We start from the raw sequence: 20,025 nt of genomic DNA on the forward strand, positions 1-20,025 counted from the left end.
CTTCCTAAATAAGCTCAGTAGTTTCTATATAGAGAGATAACCCTTCAGCATCGTCAAGCTCACTGAAGCTGAACTCTGAAATTTCAGGATCTAGGATCGAGTTCAACAGCGTTAGGTTACTTTTTATAACATGTCCAAATGGAGTATCTAAGATTCTACTATTTTGAATTTTGACGAGGTAATCACGTTTCATCGCAAAGAGCTTCGGTAAATCTGTTTTGGTTATGATCACATTTGGACAACTGAGACACATATTATAAGTACTACACGGCTTGCCTGGCGTGTAGTTAGGGAGGGCTTTCACAGATTCTGGTGGATCAAAAATATTCTTACACGTTGCTAATGGAGTTGATATGGGAAGTGATTCTTGGCTATTTACCTGGTTTACTTTTTTACGATTTTTTTTACCCACCGAAGAACTTAAATTGCTATGAATTTCTAGCAATTTATCTCTTATTTTTTTTCTTGCTGTCTGCCCAAAATCATGAATATCGAGGTAGCGCATTGTTGTATATAAATTTCTATGACCCATTAATAACTGTATTTCTCTAATTGAAATCCCTTCTTCTACTAGGTCGCTTACAAATGTAGGTCTAAACCTAGTTGTCTCTAATATTTTTTCACCGTTTGTCTGGTCTAACAGTTGATGCTTTTCTCTAAAAGCCTTTAAAGCTTTTGTTACATGACTTTTATGAGGGAGGCTTTTTATTAGTCCATTGTAAGTTTCAAACAACCAAAGTTTGTTTTTATGTTCGGGAGTTGCTTTTTCTCGAATTGTAGATGTAAGTTTAGTAACAGTACTAAAAATATCTTTTACATGAGTGCCTTGGCTATGGGTTAGCCATTGAAGATTAGCTTTAAAAATATCTAAGTGATATAACTTTTGACCATCAGAACGTTCTTTCCAATATCTAAGACAAGGTTTGCCAGTTGCAGGGTGCTTATCTACCAGATCATCCAGTTCAAGAGCATAAATTGACTCTACATTCATACCTGTTATTTGCATGAGTTTGAGCAAAAATGGAAGTAAGTGGTTCATCGTAATTTTGGGTAAAATACCCCAAGACTCATATACATCCTGATAATTTTCATCGTTACTATTGATTATTTTGTAGAAAATACTACCTGCGCGCGTGAGGCGAAAATCATATGAGGTAGTTAGGGGGATACAAGCCATCTTGTTTTCAAAAAGCCAACGAGCATCTTCTAATGTAAGATTGTCGCAGTTCTCTACAAGAAGCTTATCGTTTTCATCAAGAATTTCTCTACCTTTTCCTGATTTTTTATAAGGTTGGAGAAAATTAGAAACTTGGTTAATTTCACTTTCTATTGCTTTTGTGATTTTTTCTTTATCATCTTTATTGTAGGGTTTGTAGCGTTCTGTGACTCTTGTGTAATAACAAAATGGGCTGGGTAAGTAAAACCTTTCAAAATTTGGAGTATTAATATCAATAGCTTTATTTAAAACGTTCTTGTAAGTACTCTGTAAAACGTTTGCATAACGATTATGTATTTTTTCTTCTAACATGCAGTGTTTTAAATAAGCATGAAACTCATCTAATGAAAACTCATTCAACACTTTGGAAAGACATATAGGCTGTTCCCCCAGCTTTTCGCTAATCTGTTTTGAAACATGTTTAAAAGTGGACTTTATATCATTACGATAAGAGTCACTTATTTTAACTTTAAACACTGATGTGAATAAGTGCATTAATTGTCGGTGTGGAGAAGCTTTAGTTGGCTGAACTAAGTCATTAAAGCTATTTAATGGTATGGCGAGTAACTCATCCCACTCTTCGTTAAACCACAAATCATAGGCGCGGTTCATTTTTTGTCCTTAATAGATATTTTGAGTTGTGTTTTCTTTACTAGATGTTCCATTTTTTCCGCTTTCGTAAGTAACTCACCATCGCTATCGGTCATTGTCTTATAAAGTTCTAAAGGTATTTTTGTGTAAATCTCAGTACTGCTTAAGAATGCATGCCCAAGTGACTTTTGTACAACAGCAAGCCTGTCCACATAGGTCGGTCCAATGTCCGGTGATTGAAGCAAATCATAGGCGTAACCATGCCTTAATTTGTGCGGCGACATAGCCTTAGATAGCATACCTCTTTTTAATGCACGCTCTGATAGTCTATCTAATAGTTTAGACAGGCCTTTGGGTGTAATAGGGCCTCCTTCAGCATTAAAGAATGCAGGGGTTTCTGATAAGGATGAGTATTTTCTTGAATACTTTTTGTATAGGGGGGAGGCATGATACTTTATTATACGGTTTAAAACGGCTCGACTTACCAAGGTCATTCTTTGCTTTGTATTGTTATGCCGACCTTTCACACCTTGTATCGAAAGAGGGGCGTAGGGGGATAATACTGGCATATCAGTGTTGTCATATATCAATTTTTGACTATTAAATTCTATAGCATCTTCTATATCTTGTTTAGTTATGTTTTGTAATTCTGATCTTCTAATCCCAGAGTCAAAAATAAATTGAAGAATTAGCCTTTCACGCTCTGAGCTACTTTGTAAAATTAGTTTTGTTAACTCATCTAGCGAACATGATAGAACAAGTTTTTGCTTTACGGGGCCACTGATCAGCCCATTTGCATACGGACTTTGTTCAATGTATGCGGCTCGAAATTCTTGTTCTTGGTATAGAAATTTGTGGATGAATGCTTGAAATGTTGCATCTCTATTTCTAATTGTTGCCGTAGATAAGTTATATGTAGTTCTTAATTCAGCTAAATATTCTTCAATAACAAATTTTGAAACTGAAAGGAATACTTCATCAAGGGATGTATTTTGAAATTCTGGGCGTTTTTTCAGATAAGCCAAAAAGTAAGTCAGATTCTTAGCATATGTTTTTGCTGTGTGCCGGCTTATTTTGTTATTTCTCAGGCCATAAGACAGAAACTCAGAGATTAATGGGAGTATTCTCATTCGATTATTTAATGCAACGACACCAGTATGAAGCTTGTTTATAGACAAACAAACACCTTCATCTTCATTTAACAAAGACTTTGATAGGTCAACGGTTTCGTTAGCAGAAACATAAGAACTGAATTGATCCATAAAAACATGCTTTACTTATTAGGACTGTGCAGTTTTTAAGCGTAGTAGTAAAATGAGGTTTTGAAAAGGAGGGAGTAACTTATTTAAAATGTAGTGTGCAAAGTGTTAATGGGGGTATAAATGAATACCATCGTACTCTTTACCCATAAACTTTTTGTAGCCCCATACGCCAAATGCTTCAGCAATGGCGTGGTCTTCATCGGCTAATAAATCAAAGTTAAGCTCTTTTTTAGTTTCGAAGTTTTTAAGGCGCTTAATTGGGTCTGGGCTAATACCTACAACGCGGGTGTTAAATTTAGCAAGATGTGCTTGCTCATCGCGTAGGTTTTCGGCTTGTACAGTACAACCCGGTGTTGACGCTTTGGGGTAAAAGTACACAAGCACTTGTTGCTCTTTTAACAGTTCGCTTAATGTTACTGTTTCGTCGTTTTGGTTTTGTAGGCTAAAAGCGGGTGCAGTATTGCCAGCTTGTAATGGACTAATTGTGTTCATGTTTAGCATCCTTAACGAATTCGTTTAAAAATATAATCTACGTTTAGCGTGTGAGAAAGGCTCTCAAAACTAATTTTAAATTGATCTATATCTACATCAACAGGTATGTTGAATTCAAGTTCACAACGCATTTTAATGTTGTCTTCTTGGGAATAAGTGTCTGACTTAAGTGAGCAAATACTAATATTATTGTCGGCAAAAAAGCGCGTTACTTTGCTCAATGTGCCTGGGGTGTCTATGCCTGTGTATTCTAGGGTGTAACCTGCACAAAATTCGCTAGGAGTATGACTCGCTGTGCGCTTCATCATGGTTAGCAGGCCAAGTTCCATGGCTTTAGTTGGTAGTACGTGCTCTATGCGGCTTATTGCCGACATGTCGCCGCTAAGTAGCATTATGAAGGTGAATTCGCAGCCTAAAATAGCAATACGGCTGTCAATAATGTTGCAGTGGCAATCGCTAACCAGTTGGGTTAGTTCACTTACAATACCGGGTCTGTCTTCGCCAATCGCTGTTAAAACAATTTGATGATTTGAAAATGCAGTCATGAGTTCAAATACCTTGTTACTTGGATTATATCAACCGAGTTGGCAACACCAAAAATACACACGAGAAGTTGCACGGCGGCGAAGTTTAACACAAAAAGGGCTCTAAACTACAGCACACGCTAATTAAGCGCTTTTAAAGTGCGGTGTTTCTTGTTTTTACTGGCACGGGAAAGTACCATAGCTAAAATTTGCTTATTTGCGCTTAGTTTTATTGCTAAGTTGAAGTGCTGAACTTTATTGCATTTAGGCAGCCAAATAATAAATGTAAAGTTAATATTGATTTTACACTGAACCAAATCGGCATTACCCACTCATATATTTGTTAAAACAATTAAAGGGTATGCTAAGGAGAAATATCTGTGCAGTATTGGATCCCAAAAGCACTTGCAGTAAGTGTATTGGTAAGTTTATCAGGGTGTAGTGTATTTATTAATAAGGCACATGACGAACGTAACTATCGTACGCATGAGCCTGTAAAAGCACCAACGTCGTTATCTCAACCAGCTCAAGACCCAGTTTATAAAATGGATGTAGGTCAATACGACAACAATCCTGAAGCTACAAATTACCGCCCACCGGCACAAGTATTAACAATTGCTAAAGGCAGTTGGGTAGAAGAGACAGATAAACAAGCGCGTATTTATTTTGATAAAAACGATGGCATTGCTGATTTAGATGAATTTCTTTGGGACACGATTCAATCAGTCCTCGCTGATAACAATGCAGGAACCACTAAAGAAGACAAGCTACTAGGTACTATTGAAACTGATTGGTACTCAATCATTAAAACCGAAGAAGGTTTTTGGTGGTGGGGCGATGAAGTTAACGATGACTTAGAAAAATTTAGATTCACTATTGAAGAAAAGTCACATCAGCGTACTGCGTCTTTACGTGTAGAGCTGATTGATTTTAAAGGCGACCATACGCTAACTGATTTGTTAAAACAGCAGTTAGAAGTACGTGCGCTTAACCAAGTAGTGAGCGAGTTTGATTACCGTTACCGTCAACTTGAAGTTGATATGCGTAAACGCCAAGGTATTATTTCTCTTGAAATGGGCTTTGATAACAAAGGTAATGCAGCACTTGTAACTGAGCAATCTTACGAAGCTGTGTTTGACCGTTTCTCTGGATTTTTAGAGCGCTTGTCGTTCACTATTGTTGAAATTAACCCAGATACGGGCTTAATTACTGCTGATTATACTAAACCTGAAACAAGTGTTTGGGATTCAATTTGGGGTGATGACGTAGCTCAACTACCTATTGATGAAGGCCAATACCAAATTTTAGTAAGTAAAACTAAAGAAGGCGGTACTAGCTTAACGTGGATGGATGACAAAGGCGAAACGCTTGAGCCAGGTACTATGAATGGTTTACAACAAGCATTAGAAGCAGCACTCATTCAGCGCGGCATTAAAATTTAAATAATAATAAGTTTTACCACAAAAAGAGCGCTATGCTCTTTTTGTGGTTTTTATAGGTTAATAAATATGTCTCAGCTACCTCATCGTTCACACTACACGTGGCGCACTTGGTTTACTTTTTTGGTTCCTTCGTTAATTGGTGTGTTTTTATTTATGACACCCATTAGTACCTCGCAAGGGATGACCATTCCTATTGCCGTTATGGCAAAAGCGGTTCAAGCAATGATGCTTGGCTCTGCTCAAGCAATTATTACTCTCATTATTTGTATTACAGGGGTTATTTCTGTAATTACTAAAGTGTTTAAACCCGCCGCTATATGTAACTCACCTTTGTTAAAGCATTTATTTGATGTGAGCTGGACATGGCTGGTGGTGCGTTTATTTGGTATGGCGTTTGGTTTAATGACGTACTTAAGCCTAGGCAGCGAGATGATTACCTCGGCCAATACTGGCGCGCTGGTATTAAATGACTTATTGCCAGTGTTGTTTTCGGTATTTATTTTAGCGGGCTTATTACTGCCGCTATTAATTAACTTTGGTCTACTAGAGCTTGCTGGTACGTTAATGACTAAAGTAATGCGCCCTGTATTTGGTGTACCTGGTAGAAGCGCGGTTGACTGTACTGCATCGTGGTTAGGTGATGGTAGTGTGGGTATTTTGATGACTGCAAGGCAGTACGATCAAAAGCACTATACACAACGCGAAGCGGCTATTATTGGTACTACGTTTTCAGCGGTTTCAATTACGTTTAGTTTAGTGGTGCTTGGGCAAGTTAAACTTGAATACCTATTTGCACCGTTTTACGCAACGGTATGTTTAGCCGGTATTGTTGCCGCTATTATTGTGCCGCGATTACCGCCACTGCGCTTTAAAAAAGACTTATTGATTGATGGTACTGAGCCAGATAGAGACGCTGAAACAATTCCGGGTCATAAAACCTTATTTGGTCATTCGTTAGATGTTGCATTAGCTAAAGCAGATAACTCAACGGGTGTTAAAGGTACAATAAAAGAGGGCTTACATAACGCGCTTGATATGGTGTTTGGTGTATTGCCTGTAGTTATGGCGGTAGGTACATTTGCACTGATCATTGCCGAGCATACGCCTATATTTCAGTATTTAGGTATGCCGTTTGTGCCATTTTTAGAGTTATTACAAGTACCCGAAGCGGCAGCAGCGTCGCAAACTATTATGGTTGGTTTTGCTGATATGTTTATTCCGTCAATATTAGCAGCAGGTACAATTGAAAGTGATGTAACGCGCTTTATTATTGCCGCAATGAGTGTAACTCAGCTTATTTATATGTCTGAGGTGGGCGCACTTTTACTTGGCAGTAAAATACCGGTAAATATTTTAGAGTTGTTTATTATATTTATTTTGCGAACGCTAATTACTTTACCTGTTATTGCGCTAATGGCGCATTGGTTAGTAGGCTAAATTAACGAAAATATAATTAAGCGAATCGGTATTGTTAAAAAAGCCCTGATTAATCAGGGCTTTTTTGTGTCTGTTGTATTTTTAATATTGGCGTTGGGCTTTTTAAACTCCGTTTTTGCAGAGAGTCTAATCAGCGCAATATTACCAATGACAATAGCAAAAACAACGGCGACAATAATTACAATATGCCAAGTTTGCATCGCAGTATCACTTAATATTTAGTACGTTTAAGTGTGACCGTTTTACGCTATAACAGCAATTAAATTACTCAAAACATAATCAATAACTTTAAACACAATCAATAACGTTAAACACAATCAATAACCTTAAAAACGTCTAGCTACCGAAAGCGTTAAAAAGTTAAGCCCTGGGTTTGGCTCTTTAAAGCCTGCGTTTGAATAGTGAATAACTCTAAGGGCAACATTAGTATGACCAAAGTCGGCAACAAGGCCTATGCGGTCTTCAAACTGGTAGTGAGTACTTATGTTTTTACCGGCAAACTGCGTTTCATCAATCAGTGATACACCAATGCCTGCTTCTACATAAAATGGGGTGTTGTTAAAACTAAAAGCAGGAAATTGCAGCACAGGTGACATAGCAAGTACTAGGTTTGATTGTGTTTCATCGCCGTGGCGGTATTCCCACATATTTACGCTGGTTTCAAAGTAAAAGCGTGCATCACCAATTATATTTTGCATGCTAGGTGCATGATACTGATACGCAAGCTTAACGCCGTTTACGTTACCTTCGCCTTTGAGAAAATCAACGGCATAACCGTGGTTCGATTGAGCAAAAGCAAGTTTGCCAAAAAGTGAAGCTACTAATACAAAAGAGATAATAAGTGTTTTAAGTGACGTTTTCATAGGTGCCAAATGTTTGTCTGATTCAAGTGATAACTAAATGATAAGGGCGACCTATTAACAATTACAATGAGGACAAAATGCCGGTTGTATATGACCTGTTAATGGAGGTTTCTAACTGCTTGAATTTATTTTAGTTATTTTATTGGTGCGATTTGGGCATTAATAAGTTGCTTATTTGTGCCTTTTTTATTGCGTATAGTTCGCGTAAATTACAGCCATCTTAATCACACAGACATATACAATTATGAAACTCTTTAAACTATTCGTTTTAGCCACTGCTTTTTTTAGTAGTTCGTTATTTGCACAAACTCAGCAATCGCCAGATCAGTTACTTGAATCAGTAGCCGATAAGCTATTTGCAGACATTGGCCAAGTAAATTCAAAAGGCACAGCAAGCAAAGAAGCGATGGCTGCCATTGTTGAAAAACGTTTAATGCCACATATTGATGTTAAGTTTGTGTCGTTTAAATTATTAGGTAAACACATTAAAGGCATTGAGCGCGAGCAGGCTGTTCAATTTATAGATGCAGTAGAGCATTACTTAACAGGCACATACGCTGGTGCACTAATGAAGTACACAGGTCAAAAAGTAGTATTTGAGCGTAATAACGCAAAAAGTGACTCTGAGTACGCAACAGTTAATACACAAATTATTGAGCCAAATGCGCCTACAATCGACTTAAGTTTTAAACTTCGTTTAGGTAAAAATGATGAGTGGAAAGTATACGATATTGTTGCCGAAGGTATTTCACTATTAAGTGCTAAGCAAAAAGAGATTATTCAACGTATTTCTGAAGTGGGTTTAGATCAAGTTATTAGCGAGTTAAAAAGTAAATAGACTATTTGTCTGGCTCTGATTAAGCCCAACTCCAACCTCAAAAACGGCCAATTACTTATGTACTTGGCCGTTTTTATATTTGTAAGTAAAGGATTGTTGTTATTGCGTAATTTTGCGCTAGCAGCAAAACAAAGGTGTGCTAGAATATCGACACTTTGATTAAGCGTGGTGTCAGCTAAAAACTGATATAACTTACCACCCCCAAGCCACACTGGAGTTGTGTTGTTTTAATGGAAAATGTACTGATTTGGCCAAAGGAATACCCATTACTTATTAAAGGACTGGTAGAACAAAACGGTGCCTTTATTTTAGATGCTTTGGAAGCTTGGCCTGCTTGTCGTTCTACAAATGAAGACGATGGTGTATGCACCACCGTGTTACCGCCTATTTATTATTTGGCATGGCTAACCCCGCTAGAACCATTTGAAGAATGTTACTTTCAACATATCTCTGAATATGACGAAGACGCACAAGCGTATATTAGTGCGGTTAAAAGCCATTACTACGATAATGAATACACCCCTGAAAGCTTAGTGCTTATGCTATGCCAACGCCTTGAAAAATACGCAAGTGTGGCGGCACAAAATACCATAGATACGCCACTGTCTTTAGTCGATTTGTTTTTTAGTAAACGCTATTTCACCTTAATTGAACATGCGCTAAATAATAAAAGTAAACTTTCGGCAAAAGATACATTAGCCCTTTGGAAAGAAGTTGATTTTAGAGAGCGCTTAAGTGCGTTTATTCCAGAGTCTATTGCTGATTTAGATACTCTTTCTGAACTTGCCAGCGAAAAAGTAGCAGCGGGTAAAGACTATTTTACGTTGCTTACACAGGTTTCTCCTGATGTTGACTCTGTTGTACTGCTAGAAAAAGCATTATTAACGCACCTGCGTAAAAAAACAGCCAAGCAAACAATGGCAATGCGTTTTATTGAGCAAGGCGCTACAGGTGCTCTTGCTGATGAAAACAATAAAACAGCTTTTATGTGGGCCGCCGAAAAAGGCTTTGTAAATGTGGTTGAAACGCTACTTGCAAAGCAAGACAAAAAAGCGGTTGATAATTTAGGTAACACAGCACTTCATTACGCTGTATTTGCTAAAAATGAATCGTTAATGGTGCTGCTGATTAAAGCGGGCTATAACTTTAGAGCGCGCAATAAAGAAGGTTTAAGTTGTTACCGTTTGGCGGTTAGTATTAAAGCTAATAACTTGGTTAAATGTTTAGAGCGTGACTTTGGTATTAAAGAGCTTTCGCCGGAAGGACAGTTTGATCGTATTAAAAAAGTACATGTGCTGCACGCTATTGTCACTATATTGCTGCCTTTGCAGTTGTTCTTCTTTTTTGATGAAACACTCTCTATTAAAAGTGAGCTGACGCTGAGTTTAACTATGGCGGCAGTGATTTGTTTTTTCTTTGCGACCACTTTAAAACGCTGTGCGTTATATCCACATATTAAACACCCTTGGGGTTTATTTGTGCTTAGAGGCTTTTCGTTTATTAGCTTGATTGCTCAAATAGGGTTGGCGAGTATTGTGGTGCTAGCTGCCTTAAGTGATTTAGTTTAGTCACTTTTAAACAGCTAATAAAAAACGCGCTTAAAGCAATTTAAGCGCGTTTTTTGTATTTATAACCGTTTATGGTTAAGCCTTATTTACCGTGCTCATTTGCTGCTTTTTCCTCAGCTAATTCTTCTTTAAGCTTACGGATTTTTAAACCTTGTTCTTGTCCGCGATGTCTTGCGTAGTAAGTACAACCAATAAACATTGATGATGCAAATACCAGCTCTAACAACACCCAAATTAATTCATCAGGAGCGGCCCACAACATAGTAAGCCCGTGAATAAAATACAGCATTACAACAAAGTTAGCCCACGCATAAGTGTATGTATTATCTTTAATTATGCCTCTTAGCGGCAGTAGTAACGGAATAATAGGCAAAAATAAAGACACTAAACTCGCATTACCATTTAGAGGTGGCACAAAATACATCCACAGTGGAATAAGAACAAGTAAACCTACATAGCCAAATAGTGCGGCACGCTGAAACTTTACTGTAATCGGCTTTTTAGCTGGGTTGTCAGCTGTATTCATTTAAGTTTTCTCGCAATGTGAGTAAGGCGTTTACCAACGCTTTGGCATATTTTAATTTCGTCTTTGCTTAGCTGTGCACTATTAGCGCTTCCGGCAACGTGTGTTGCACCGTATGGTGTTCCACCTGTTTGTGTTGCAAGTAGTTCGGGTACATCGTACGGCACGCCCAGTAGCATCATACCGTGGTGTAATAGTGGCAGAGATAAGTTAAGTAAGGTTGCTTCATTACCACCATGCATACTGCTTGATGACGAAAACACACACGCTGGCTTATCTATTAACTGACCTTTTAACCATAAGTCGCTGGTGGTTTCCCAAAAGCTTTTAGCTTGAGAGGCCATCATGCCAAATCGGGTTGGTGTACCAAATGCTAAACCATCGCAATTTATTAAATCATCTTTGGTGATCACAATGTCGTGCGCATTTTTAGCCACAAAGGTGCGAAGCAGTGCACTAGCACCTTGTTGCTCTATCGACTCTGCTATTTCGTGAGCCATTGCTTCAACTGAGCCATGGCTTGAGTGATAAAGTACCACTATGGTTGCACTCATTATAAAACGCTTAGTACGTTTTCTGGTGGACGACCAATCGCTGCTTTATTGTTATTCACTACAATAGGGCGTTCAATTAGTTTTGGATTTTGTACCATGGCATCTATTAATGCTGATTCACTGCTTTCATCTTTTAAATTAAGTGCTTTGTAGTCATCTTCTTTTGTGCGCATTAATTCACGTACGGATGAAAAACCAAGTTGGATTACAAGCGTTGAAATTTGCTCGTGTGTAAGAGGCGTTTTTAAATACTCTACAACACTTGGCTCTATTGCTTTACTTTGCAGTAGCGCTAGCGTTTCGCGTGATTTAGAACAACGAGGGTTGTGGTAAATAGTAACAGACATAAAATGATTCCAAAGTGTGAATTGCGTCTATTTTAGGGTAACCGCTTGCAGACTTAAAGTCTTGCAAGCTCTTTTTGTAAAAGTCGATACTGGGTAAGTAGTGCTTTTAAACGTTGTTGCTTTACAAGTTGAGTAGGCTCTACAAAGTTTAGTGCTTTTTGTACTTCGTCTGCGGCTTTTAAATAAGCACCATATTGTGCTAATACATCGGCGTTAGCTTCGTGATAAGAGGCTAATTTATCTTGTTTTTTATACGCGTCTGCAAGGAGTTGTTTGCCTAAGTTATGATCTGGCTTTTCGAGTAAAAAACTCTTTAAAATATTTTCAGCAAGCTCATATTGCTCAGCTTCAAGTGCTGAGTTGGCATAGTTAAGTGTAATTACCTGATTATTAGGGCGATACTGATTTAAATCCGCTAAAAACTTAACGGCTTCATCTGCCTTTTTTTGTGCAATAAGTAAATCGGTATGGGTATCTATATAAAATAGGTTTTTAGGATCGTTTTTTAAAAGCTCGTCTAATATTGGCGCTGCTTCATCAAGCTTTTTTTGATCAAGCAAGCTTATGGCTAAGCCATACTTTAATGCAGTGTTGTTGTAGGTATTTTCGCGCAGTAGCTTTCGAAATAGATCTTCTGCGTTTTCTGGTTTGTTGTCATAGCGCGCAAGCACTCGACTTTTTGCTAAATTAAACTCAAGGCTCGCATTCATAAGGCGCACAGGAAATTGCTCTGCACGCAAACGTACATCAGATACTCGGCTCTCTGGTAATGGGTGAGTTAGCAAAAATGCTGGTGGCTTGTATTTATAGCGAATTTGCGCTGCAAGTTTAGTTAAAAACTCACTCGATGCACGGGGATCAAATCCTGCATTATTAAGTGTTTGCATGCCTATGCGGTCAGCTTCTTGCTCAGCTGAGCGGCTATGCGTCAACTGACTAAAAGCAGATTGTGTTTGGCTGGCAGATATAATGGCAATACCCGCGTCGGGTGCAACAACGGTTGCTAATATACCTGCAATCATACCAGCAATGGTCAGCGCGCTGTTATCTTGTTGCTGCTGTATTCTACGTGCTAAGTGGCGCTGTGTTACGTGAGCAATTTCGTGACCAAGTACCGAAGCAAACTGGCTCTCGTTATCGGCTTGAGCTATTAACCCGGTGTGTACACCTACATGCCCGCCATAAAATGCAAATGCATTTATTTCTGAGTTATTTATCCAAAAAAACGAAAACGGAAAACGTACATCGTTAGCATTAGCAACAAGTTTACGGCCAATAGTCGTGAGGTATTCATCTAGCACAGGGTCGTTTATAACTGGCGATGAACCTCGTATTTGCATCATCATTACTTCGCCAATAGCTTGTTCTTTTTCAAGTGGCAGTGCTTGTAATGCAGATGTCCCTAAATCAGGAAGAGTAAAATTGGTTTGCGCTTTCAAAGGTTCGCTTACTAATAAGCTAAACGTAAGCGCGGCACTGCATAAAGTGATAAATGCTGATTTTAGCTGCATTTTATTCCTTGTTAATTTGTTCGCCAATTGCAATTTTGGCTATGTCTATTTCGTCACTGCTTGCACGGCTGTCTTTTTCGCACAATTGATATAGTTCTTTTATTGTGACTCCATCAAGCTTTACAACGTTCAATTCTCGCTGCAAAAAAGTAATAATTTTATGTACTACTTTATGTGCATGTAAAATAATGGCTTTATCTGCTTTGTCGCCCCGTTCAAAATAAAAGCCAATAAACTTATGTAACTGACTTATTCTGATCAGGTTTTTCATTGAATGTGGATCCCACACTCTAAACTCCATAAAGCGATTATTTTTTATGTATTGGTCAACAATAACATCTTTAGCATAAGGCTGTGCCCATAGCTCAAAGCCTCTGTCGGTAAAAACTTGGTGCAGCGCAATACGTGGCTTATGTTTAGTGTGTATTACACCAAGGCTGTCTTCATGGCCTTCTAATAAATCTAAGTTCCAATTGCGTTTATCTATAAGTTGTTTAACTGCATTATCGAATCCATGATCTAAAATCCCTTCTGATTCGCTTATTGATGAGGCAACAAGGTGATAAAAAGGAGGTAGTTCGCCCCAATTAATTTGCTTTTTAAACCAATTAATCTCTTTGAGTGTTGGATTACTGGGTAGTTGCGCTTTATTATGCGTGCCAGGCATTAACTTATCCTTACTGCTAGTTATGTTATAAGGATAAACTATTGCAGGTATTGTTTTAACAAAAAGTTACAACGGTTTGGGTATATAAGTATATTGACCGTAAATATGCGACTTATTATTCATTTACTATACGGATAAAGTAGTTATGGTAGAGCGCGATTTAAAAGAGTTTAAATGCCCTCAGCAATTTGTGCAGTTTAAACTTGCGCTACGAAGTGCGCAATCTTCAAAACAACGTATCACTTTTAGTCTTAATAAAGGTGAAAGTGCGAACGATATTGAACGTTTTTTGCAAAAAAATGCTTATAGTTACAATTTTGATAAACAACGTGGGTTGTTATTAGTGGAGCCATTACATGTTTGAATACGTAAAAACATGGTACGAAAGGAAGTTCTCGGATCCTCATTCGTCTACCTTATTATTTTTATTATTAGCCTCAGTGGCCTTACTTTACTTTTTTGGCTCGTTAATTGTTCCTGTGCTTGTAGCATTGGTTATTGCTTATTTACTTGATTGGCCGGTTGTTCATTTAGAGCGCGTTGGCTTAAAACGTTTTACTGCAACGATTATTGTAATGTTGATATTTATTAGCATTATGCTCACCCTTATTTTGGTTATTGGCCCAGTGCTTTGGAAGCAAACCAGTAACTTAGTGCAAGAAACCCCGCATATGTTAGAACAAGGGAAGTCTTATTTAATGGCTTTACCTGAACAATACCCAAGTTTAATTAACATAGATCAAGTACAAGCTATTGTTGCAACGGTAGAAGCTAAAATCATTGAATTTGGTCAAACTGTATTGTCGTTTTCACTTACGTCATTAAAAGATGTTGTTGCGTGGCTTATATATTTAGTACTTGTGCCGTTACTGGTGTTTTTTATGCTTAAAGATAAGCTGGAGCTAACGGGAAGTATTGCTAAACTGATCCCGCAGCAACGACGCTTGATTTTGCAAGTGTGGCACGAAATGAATCAACAAATTATGAATTACATTCGCGGTAAAGTGTTTGAAATTTTAATTGTTGGTGGTGTGTCTTTTATTGCATTTACTGTTTTAGATTTACGCTACGCCGTATTACTTGGTGTGCTTGTTGGCTTGTCGGTATTAATTCCATTTATTGGCGCGGCACTCGTCACTATTCCGGTAGCGGCAGTTGCGCTGTTTCAATTTGGATTAGAAACACAGTTTTGGACCATTTTAATTATTTACGGAATTATTCAGGCGCTTGATGGCAACGTACTTGTACCACTGCTGTTTTCTGAGGCGGTTGATTTAAATCCGGTATTTATAATTGTCGCTGTATTATTTTTTGGTGGCTTGTGGGGATTTTGGGGCGTATTTTTTGCCATCCCGTTGGCCTCATTAGTAAAAGCGTTAATAACAGCTTGGTCGTCAACGCATGAAGAGATAAGTAAAGAGGTCAGTGAATAATTAAGTAAACAGACTTTTAGTCTAAAAAAGCATAGTAAACGCACCTCTAGTGCTAATTGATTATTACTCATTACCTGTAAATTTATGTACTATTGGTAATAAGATATATTTTTTAGTAATAAGGTGCGTTTTTTAATGTCTGAGTTTTTATTGCACGATGAGCCAGTAAAACAAGTTTACCTTGATGCAAACGCAACGACCCCTGTGTTGCCTTGTATTGCTGATGTTGTTTCTCATACCATGCAAATATGTTTTGGTAATCCTTCAAGCCCGCACATTACAGGTATTCAAGCCAAGCATTTATTAGAACAAACACGTCAAAAAGCACACACGGTTATTGGCGCAAGTAATGGCGATATTTTATTTACCTCTGGCGCAACAGAAGGCATTCAAACTGCGGTGGTTTCTACGTTAATTGATGCTAAAAAACACCCGATTAAAAACCCCGTATTGTTATATGGCGCTACTGAGCACAAAGCGGTGCCAAATACACTTAAACACTGGAATAGCGTACTTGACGTTAATGCTGAGGTGCTTGCTATTCCGGTTGATAGTAACGGTATTTTAGATTTAAATTTTATAGCTAAACATATAGATAACGCTTTGATGATTTGCACCATGGCCGTTAATAACGAAACCGGTGTATATCAAGATTTACCTGCTATTGAGCAGGTAATTCGTAGCCGTAATAAAAATGTATCGTGGATGGTGGATTGCGTGCAGGCGCTCGGTAAACAAGCGCTCGCGCTGAGTGATACAACAATAGACTACGCACCTTTTTCGGGGCATAAGCTTTATGCACCTAAAGGTATTGGCTTTTTATATATTCGTAGTGGCAGTGCGTACACACCTTTTATAGCGGGTGGCGGTCAAGAAAGTGGAATGCGCTCAGGCACCGAAAATCTACCCGGTATTGCAGGGTTAAATAAGCTATTTAGTATGTTGCTTGATAAATCAGACAACACGTTTAAGTCTGTTAGCGTACTTAATTCTTATCGAAGCCAGTTACAAAGCGCGATAAAAGACACCTTTGGCGATATTACATTCAATCATGATCTTGCTTATAGCGTGCCTACCACACTTAACTTTGCTGTTAACGATTTAACGAGCAAAGAAGTGATTGATTTATTTGACGCTGCGGGCATTCGCGTGAGTGGTGGTTCTGCTTGTAGTACAGGCGCATTAACAAGTTTTGTTTTAGATGCAATGGGTGCAAGTAAGTGGCAAAGCGAAAACGCGATCAGGCTATCGTTTGGACCTGCTGCAACACAACACGATATTGATGATGCTTGTGTGCGTATTCGCGCTCTAAAAGCAATACTACAGGCAAACTGTTTAATCGTATCTGACAGCACCACGCCACAACAAGAAGTATGCGCACTGGGCCTTACTCAATTTAGGCACCAAGGTGCATGTAGTTGGCTTTATGTAAGCGATGATAAATACGCTGTAATTATTGATCCTATTATTGAGCTTATTCCGCGCTTTGAAAAAATAGCTAATACACAAAACTTAACTATATCGGCGGTGCTTAATACTCATCTGCATCAAGAGCGAGAGTCAGCGACTAATTTACTAACCAGCGTTCTTGCATTAAGAGTTGTAAAAGGTGAGGTTGATGCTTTAGGTTGGCCGCTAAATACAGCAAGTATTAACTTGGCAAACGACGTACTTGAAAAAGTAGTTACACCTGGGCACAGCAAAGACAGTGTAAGTTATTTATTAAAAAACAGTAATGGCGAAACGCGTTACTGTTTTTGTGGTGATTTAATACTGCCTGCAGGGCTTGGCAATACATCGCTTATAGGTGGGGATGCAAAAGCAATGGCACGCTCTATTTTAGCAATGAGCGAGCAACTTAATAGCACCAGCATTATTTGCTCAGGGCACGACTACCAACAATGTTTTGCCATGAACTGGGCTGTACAGCAAAACCAAACGCCATTACTTGATGCGTTAGTGAGCGGCAGTATTTCAGTTGATGAATTTGCAATACAAAAACAGCAGTACGACGCTTCAAAACAAGTAGATAACACGCAATTGTGTGGTTATGTAAATGCGTTACCTGAGGTTGATACACAGCAATTAAATTTTGATGACGCTAAAGTAATGTTAAACACCAGCGATACATATTTAATAGATACTCGGGAGCCGTATGAGCATGGAGCAAATAATGTTGCTCAGTTATTTAATACGCTAGATGAAAAAACATTAAATATACCACTTAGCAGAATGGCAAATGCGGTATTTGAAGGGCAATTAAACAAAAATAACAAGTACATTTTATTATGCCGTAGTGGTAACCGCTCAAAAATTGCAGCAACTAATTTAATGCAACTAGGATACAAAACGGTTTATAACCTAAGTGGCGGGTTAGCGCTTAGTAATTAAACAAAGATTGTAATTTATACAAAATCGGCTTTAGGGCCGTTTTTTTTGTTTTTAAGGTTTATTTGCTCGCAAGGTAAACAAGCCCTAGGGCCTGTTGACCTTTCAGGATTAAAATTTGTTCAATCTAGGGGCTATTTAATCGCGGCGTGAGGTTTGTAACCTAGTGGGCTAAGTAAAAACCGAGTAACAAAGAGTAAATTGCCCCTAGGCAGAACCCTTCGGGCAGCGCATGTTTGGCATTTATTCCACGTTATCGCCTATTTATGGGGAATAACCACACTACATAGGCTCTGCCTTGCCTAAATGCCAAACACACTGCTGCAAATTTAACTTCGAAAGATAAACAGGCCCTAATAATTAGTGAATAACTATAAAAAGTAATTATTGTGCTGATAAAAATTCATTAATATTTCATTTTGATTGATTAAGCTATCCCGTTGCCTTTAAAATTGCGGGTAAATTAATTTATAAAATTTTTATGATACCGGTGTCAAAAGCTAAAAATTGCGTTATCATCGGCATCTAAAATTATAAAAACAGCACTTTTTTTGCATTTTTAGTTATACTATCGGCGCTTTATTTTAGTGTAAATAAGCAGTGTTAAGAGTTTTGCTTTTATAAAAAACATTTTTAAATCAATTGATTGAAAAAACTAGAGGATATTTCCATGTCTAACCGAACGCAACTAGCAAGTTGGCAAGCACTAGAACTAAGTGCAGCTAAGATGAAACAAACACATCTGAAAACGTTATTTGCACAAGACGACACGCGCTTTTCTCAGTTTTCGACTCAAGTACCTGGCGTATTATTCGACTATTCTAAGCAACTTATTGATAACGATGTTTTTGCTAACTTAATGTCGCTTGCTAAAGAATGCGATATTGCATCGTGGCGCGATAAAATGTTTAGCGGTGAAAAAATAAATATCACCGAGGATCGCTCAGTACTACATACGGCACTTCGTAATCGTGCTCACACTCCATTAATAGTGGATGGCGAAAACGTAACACAAGCCGTAGACAACGAATTAGCTAAAATTAAAGTGTTTGTAGAAAAAGTTCGTAGCGGTAAATGGTTAGGCTATACCGGTAAAGCGGTAAAAGATGTTGTAAGTATTGGTGTAGGTGGTTCTAACCTTGGCCCACAAATGGCAACCGAGGCATTAAAAGCACTTGCTGATGATACGTTAAATGTTCATTACGTATCTAATGCTGACGGTGTACAGATTTCATCTATATTAAAAGCCATTGACCCTGAAACAACATTATTTGTTATTTCGTCAAAAACATTTACTACGTCAGAAACCATGACAAATGCTAAAACAGCGGTTGACTGGTTTTTACAAACAACAAAAGATGAAAGTACAATTGCAAAGCACTTTGTTGCAGTAAGTACAAATTTAGAAAAAACGGCAGCCTTTGGTATCAGCGACGAAAACGTATTCACTATGTGGGATTGGGTTGGCGGTCGCTTTTCACTTTGGAGTGCGATAGGCTTACCAATTGCTTTATATTTAGGCTACGACGCCTTTGAAGCAATTTTAGAAGGTGCGTTTGAAATAGACGAGCACTTTAAATCTGCGCCGTTTGAGCAAAATATACCATTAATTATGGCATTGCTTAGTGTATGGAATACGAGCTTTTTAGGCTACACAGCGCAAGCTATATTACCGTACGACCAAGCACTGCATATGTTGCCTGCGTATTTACAGCAAGGCGAAATGGAAAGTAACGGTAAACACGTTAACTTTGCAGGCGAAACGGTACCTTATACTACAGTTCCAATTATTTGGGGCATGACGGGTATTAATGGTCAGCACGCGTTTTATCAGTGTTTACACCAAGGTAATGTAATTGTACCTGCAGATTTTATTGCATCAGTTAAACCACAAGTGAATGTTGATAAGCATCACGATATTTTATTATCAAACTTCTTTGCACAAACAGAAGCGATGATGAGTGGTGTAGATGCAGCGCAAGTTACTGCTGATTTAACCGCTAAGGGTAAATCGCAAGCAGAGATTGATGAGTTATTAAATCATAAAATTCATCAAGGCAATCGTCCTACAACGTCTATGCTATTAGATACAGTAGATGCTAAAACAGTGGGCAGTTTAATTGCACTGTATGAGCATAAGATATTTTGCCAAGGCATTATTTTAGAAATATGTTCGTTTGACCAATGGGGTGTAGAACTGGGTAAAGGTTTAGCATCTAAAATTGAGAGTGAACTCACTGATGAAAGCGTTAAACATGCTCATGATAGTTCTACAAACGGCTTAATGGCGTACTACAAACAAAACCGTACGCAGTAAAAAATTCGCTTACGCAAGTAAGTAAACCGAGTACCTTTGAACGGGTAGCGCT

At 38.2% G+C, this 20,025-nt stretch carries 18 protein-coding genes and 1 pseudogene; 8 read left to right on the forward strand and 11 right to left on the reverse strand.

Going from position 1 to position 20,025, the window contains the following annotated elements; all coding sequences use genetic code 11:
• Positions 1–4 precede the first annotated feature (4 nt).
• The 4 genes and pseudogenes from CXF64_RS14955 to CXF64_RS14970 form a co-directional block, all read right to left on the reverse strand.
• Positions 5–1,828 carry a tyrosine-type recombinase/integrase gene (locus CXF64_RS14955; RefSeq protein ID WP_101217407.1) on the reverse strand — a complete coding sequence of 608 codons (1,824 nt, stop codon included), beginning with the start codon at positions 1,826–1,828 and terminating at the stop codon, positions 5–7.
• Positions 1,825–3,069, reverse strand: coding sequence for a tyrosine-type recombinase/integrase (locus CXF64_RS14960; protein WP_101217408.1), 1,245 nt, complete (start codon positions 3,067–3,069; stop codon positions 1,825–1,827). The genes CXF64_RS14955 and CXF64_RS14960 overlap by 4 nt, the downstream gene beginning before the upstream one ends.
• Before the next feature lie 120 nt (positions 3,070–3,189).
• Positions 3,190–3,561: pseudogene (bcp, locus tag CXF64_RS14965) on the reverse strand (thioredoxin-dependent thiol peroxidase); the annotation flags it as partial.
• A gap of 11 nt (positions 3,562–3,572) precedes the next feature.
• Positions 3,573–4,106, reverse strand: a complete 534-nt coding sequence (locus tag CXF64_RS14970; RefSeq protein ID WP_007583906.1) for a glycine cleavage system protein R — start codon at positions 4,104–4,106, stop codon at positions 3,573–3,575.
• A gap of 359 nt (positions 4,107–4,465) precedes the next feature.
• On the opposite strand from CXF64_RS14970, the gene bamC reads away from it, so the two are divergent.
• Together bamC and CXF64_RS14985 are read left to right on the forward strand one after the other, a co-directional pair.
• Positions 4,466–5,527: an outer membrane protein assembly factor BamC gene (gene bamC / locus CXF64_RS14980; protein WP_024591010.1), complete on the forward strand. Its 1,062-nt coding sequence runs from the start codon at positions 4,466–4,468 to the stop codon at positions 5,525–5,527.
• A 66-nt stretch (positions 5,528–5,593) separates the two neighbouring features.
• Entirely contained in the window at positions 5,594–6,964 is a 1,371-nt protein-coding gene (locus tag CXF64_RS14985; RefSeq protein ID WP_007583911.1) for a YjiH family protein, read from the forward strand.
• A 53-nt stretch (positions 6,965–7,017) separates the two neighbouring features.
• Here the strand turns inward: CXF64_RS14985 and CXF64_RS14990 are convergent, their stop codons facing one another.
• Together CXF64_RS14990 and CXF64_RS14995 are read right to left on the reverse strand one after the other, a co-directional pair.
• Positions 7,018–7,164, reverse strand: a complete 147-nt coding sequence (locus tag CXF64_RS14990) for a DUF2897 family protein (protein ID WP_007583912.1) — start codon at positions 7,162–7,164, stop codon at positions 7,018–7,020.
• Between the two features lie 126 nt (positions 7,165–7,290).
• Positions 7,291–7,827: an acyloxyacyl hydrolase gene (locus CXF64_RS14995; protein WP_101217409.1), complete on the reverse strand. Its 537-nt coding sequence runs from the start codon at positions 7,825–7,827 to the stop codon at positions 7,291–7,293.
• Between the two features lie 244 nt (positions 7,828–8,071).
• Between CXF64_RS14995 and CXF64_RS15000 the strand changes: the two genes are divergently transcribed.
• Both CXF64_RS15000 and CXF64_RS15005 read left to right on the forward strand, forming a co-directional pair.
• Positions 8,072–8,665 (forward strand): MlaC/ttg2D family ABC transporter substrate-binding protein, encoded by a 594-nt coding sequence (locus CXF64_RS15000; protein WP_007583914.1) that lies wholly within the window; start codon positions 8,072–8,074, stop codon positions 8,663–8,665.
• 230 nt (positions 8,666–8,895) lie between these two features.
• Positions 8,896–10,233 (forward strand): ankyrin repeat domain-containing protein, encoded by a 1,338-nt coding sequence (locus tag CXF64_RS15005; protein WP_101217410.1) that lies wholly within the window; start codon positions 8,896–8,898, stop codon positions 10,231–10,233.
• An 82-nt stretch (positions 10,234–10,315) separates the two neighbouring features.
• Here the strand turns inward: CXF64_RS15005 and CXF64_RS15010 are convergent, their stop codons facing one another.
• The 5 genes from CXF64_RS15010 to CXF64_RS15030 are packed head-to-tail and all read right to left on the reverse strand — an operon-like array spanning position 10,316 to position 13,835.
• Positions 10,316–10,759 carry a DUF2069 domain-containing protein gene (locus tag CXF64_RS15010; protein WP_007581036.1) on the reverse strand — a complete coding sequence of 148 codons (444 nt, stop codon included), beginning with the start codon at positions 10,757–10,759 and terminating at the stop codon, positions 10,316–10,318.
• Entirely contained in the window at positions 10,756–11,310 is a 555-nt protein-coding gene (gene wrbA / locus CXF64_RS15015) for an NAD(P)H:quinone oxidoreductase (protein WP_010555076.1), read from the reverse strand. The genes CXF64_RS15010 and wrbA overlap by 4 nt, the downstream gene beginning before the upstream one ends.
• Positions 11,310–11,657: an arsenate reductase (glutaredoxin) gene (arsC, locus tag CXF64_RS15020; protein ID WP_007581040.1), complete on the reverse strand. Its 348-nt coding sequence runs from the start codon at positions 11,655–11,657 to the stop codon at positions 11,310–11,312. The genes wrbA and arsC overlap by 1 nt, the downstream gene beginning before the upstream one ends.
• Before the next feature lie 53 nt (positions 11,658–11,710).
• Positions 11,711–13,168 carry a M48 family metalloprotease gene (locus CXF64_RS15025; protein WP_007581042.1) on the reverse strand — a complete coding sequence of 486 codons (1,458 nt, stop codon included), beginning with the start codon at positions 13,166–13,168 and terminating at the stop codon, positions 11,711–11,713.
• Position 13,169: 1 nt separating this feature from the next.
• Positions 13,170–13,835, reverse strand: coding sequence for a hypothetical protein (locus tag CXF64_RS15030; RefSeq protein WP_007581045.1), 666 nt, complete (start codon positions 13,833–13,835; stop codon positions 13,170–13,172).
• Between the two features lie 145 nt (positions 13,836–13,980).
• Between CXF64_RS15030 and CXF64_RS15035 the strand changes: the two genes are divergently transcribed.
• The 4 genes from CXF64_RS15035 (at position 13,981) to pgi (ending at position 19,973) form a co-directional block, all read left to right on the forward strand.
• Complete coding sequence (locus CXF64_RS15035) at positions 13,981–14,199, forward strand: sulfurtransferase TusA family protein (protein ID WP_002961455.1); 219 nt, start codon at positions 13,981–13,983, stop codon at positions 14,197–14,199.
• Positions 14,192–15,268 (forward strand): AI-2E family transporter, encoded by a 1,077-nt coding sequence (locus tag CXF64_RS15040; RefSeq protein WP_101217411.1) that lies wholly within the window; start codon positions 14,192–14,194, stop codon positions 15,266–15,268. The genes CXF64_RS15035 and CXF64_RS15040 overlap by 8 nt, the downstream gene beginning before the upstream one ends.
• A 135-nt stretch (positions 15,269–15,403) precedes the next feature.
• Positions 15,404–17,659 (forward strand): aminotransferase class V-fold PLP-dependent enzyme, encoded by a 2,256-nt coding sequence (locus tag CXF64_RS15045; RefSeq protein ID WP_101217412.1) that lies wholly within the window; start codon positions 15,404–15,406, stop codon positions 17,657–17,659.
• Between the two features lie 667 nt (positions 17,660–18,326).
• On the forward strand, positions 18,327–19,973 hold the full coding sequence (gene pgi, locus CXF64_RS15050; RefSeq protein ID WP_101217413.1) for a glucose-6-phosphate isomerase: 1,647 nt from the start codon (positions 18,327–18,329) through the stop codon (positions 19,971–19,973).
• Positions 19,974–20,025 lie beyond the last annotated feature (52 nt).

The organism is Pseudoalteromonas sp. GutCa3 (assembly GCF_002836155.1).
Taxonomy (GTDB): Bacteria; Pseudomonadota; Gammaproteobacteria; order Enterobacterales; family Alteromonadaceae; genus Pseudoalteromonas; species Pseudoalteromonas arctica.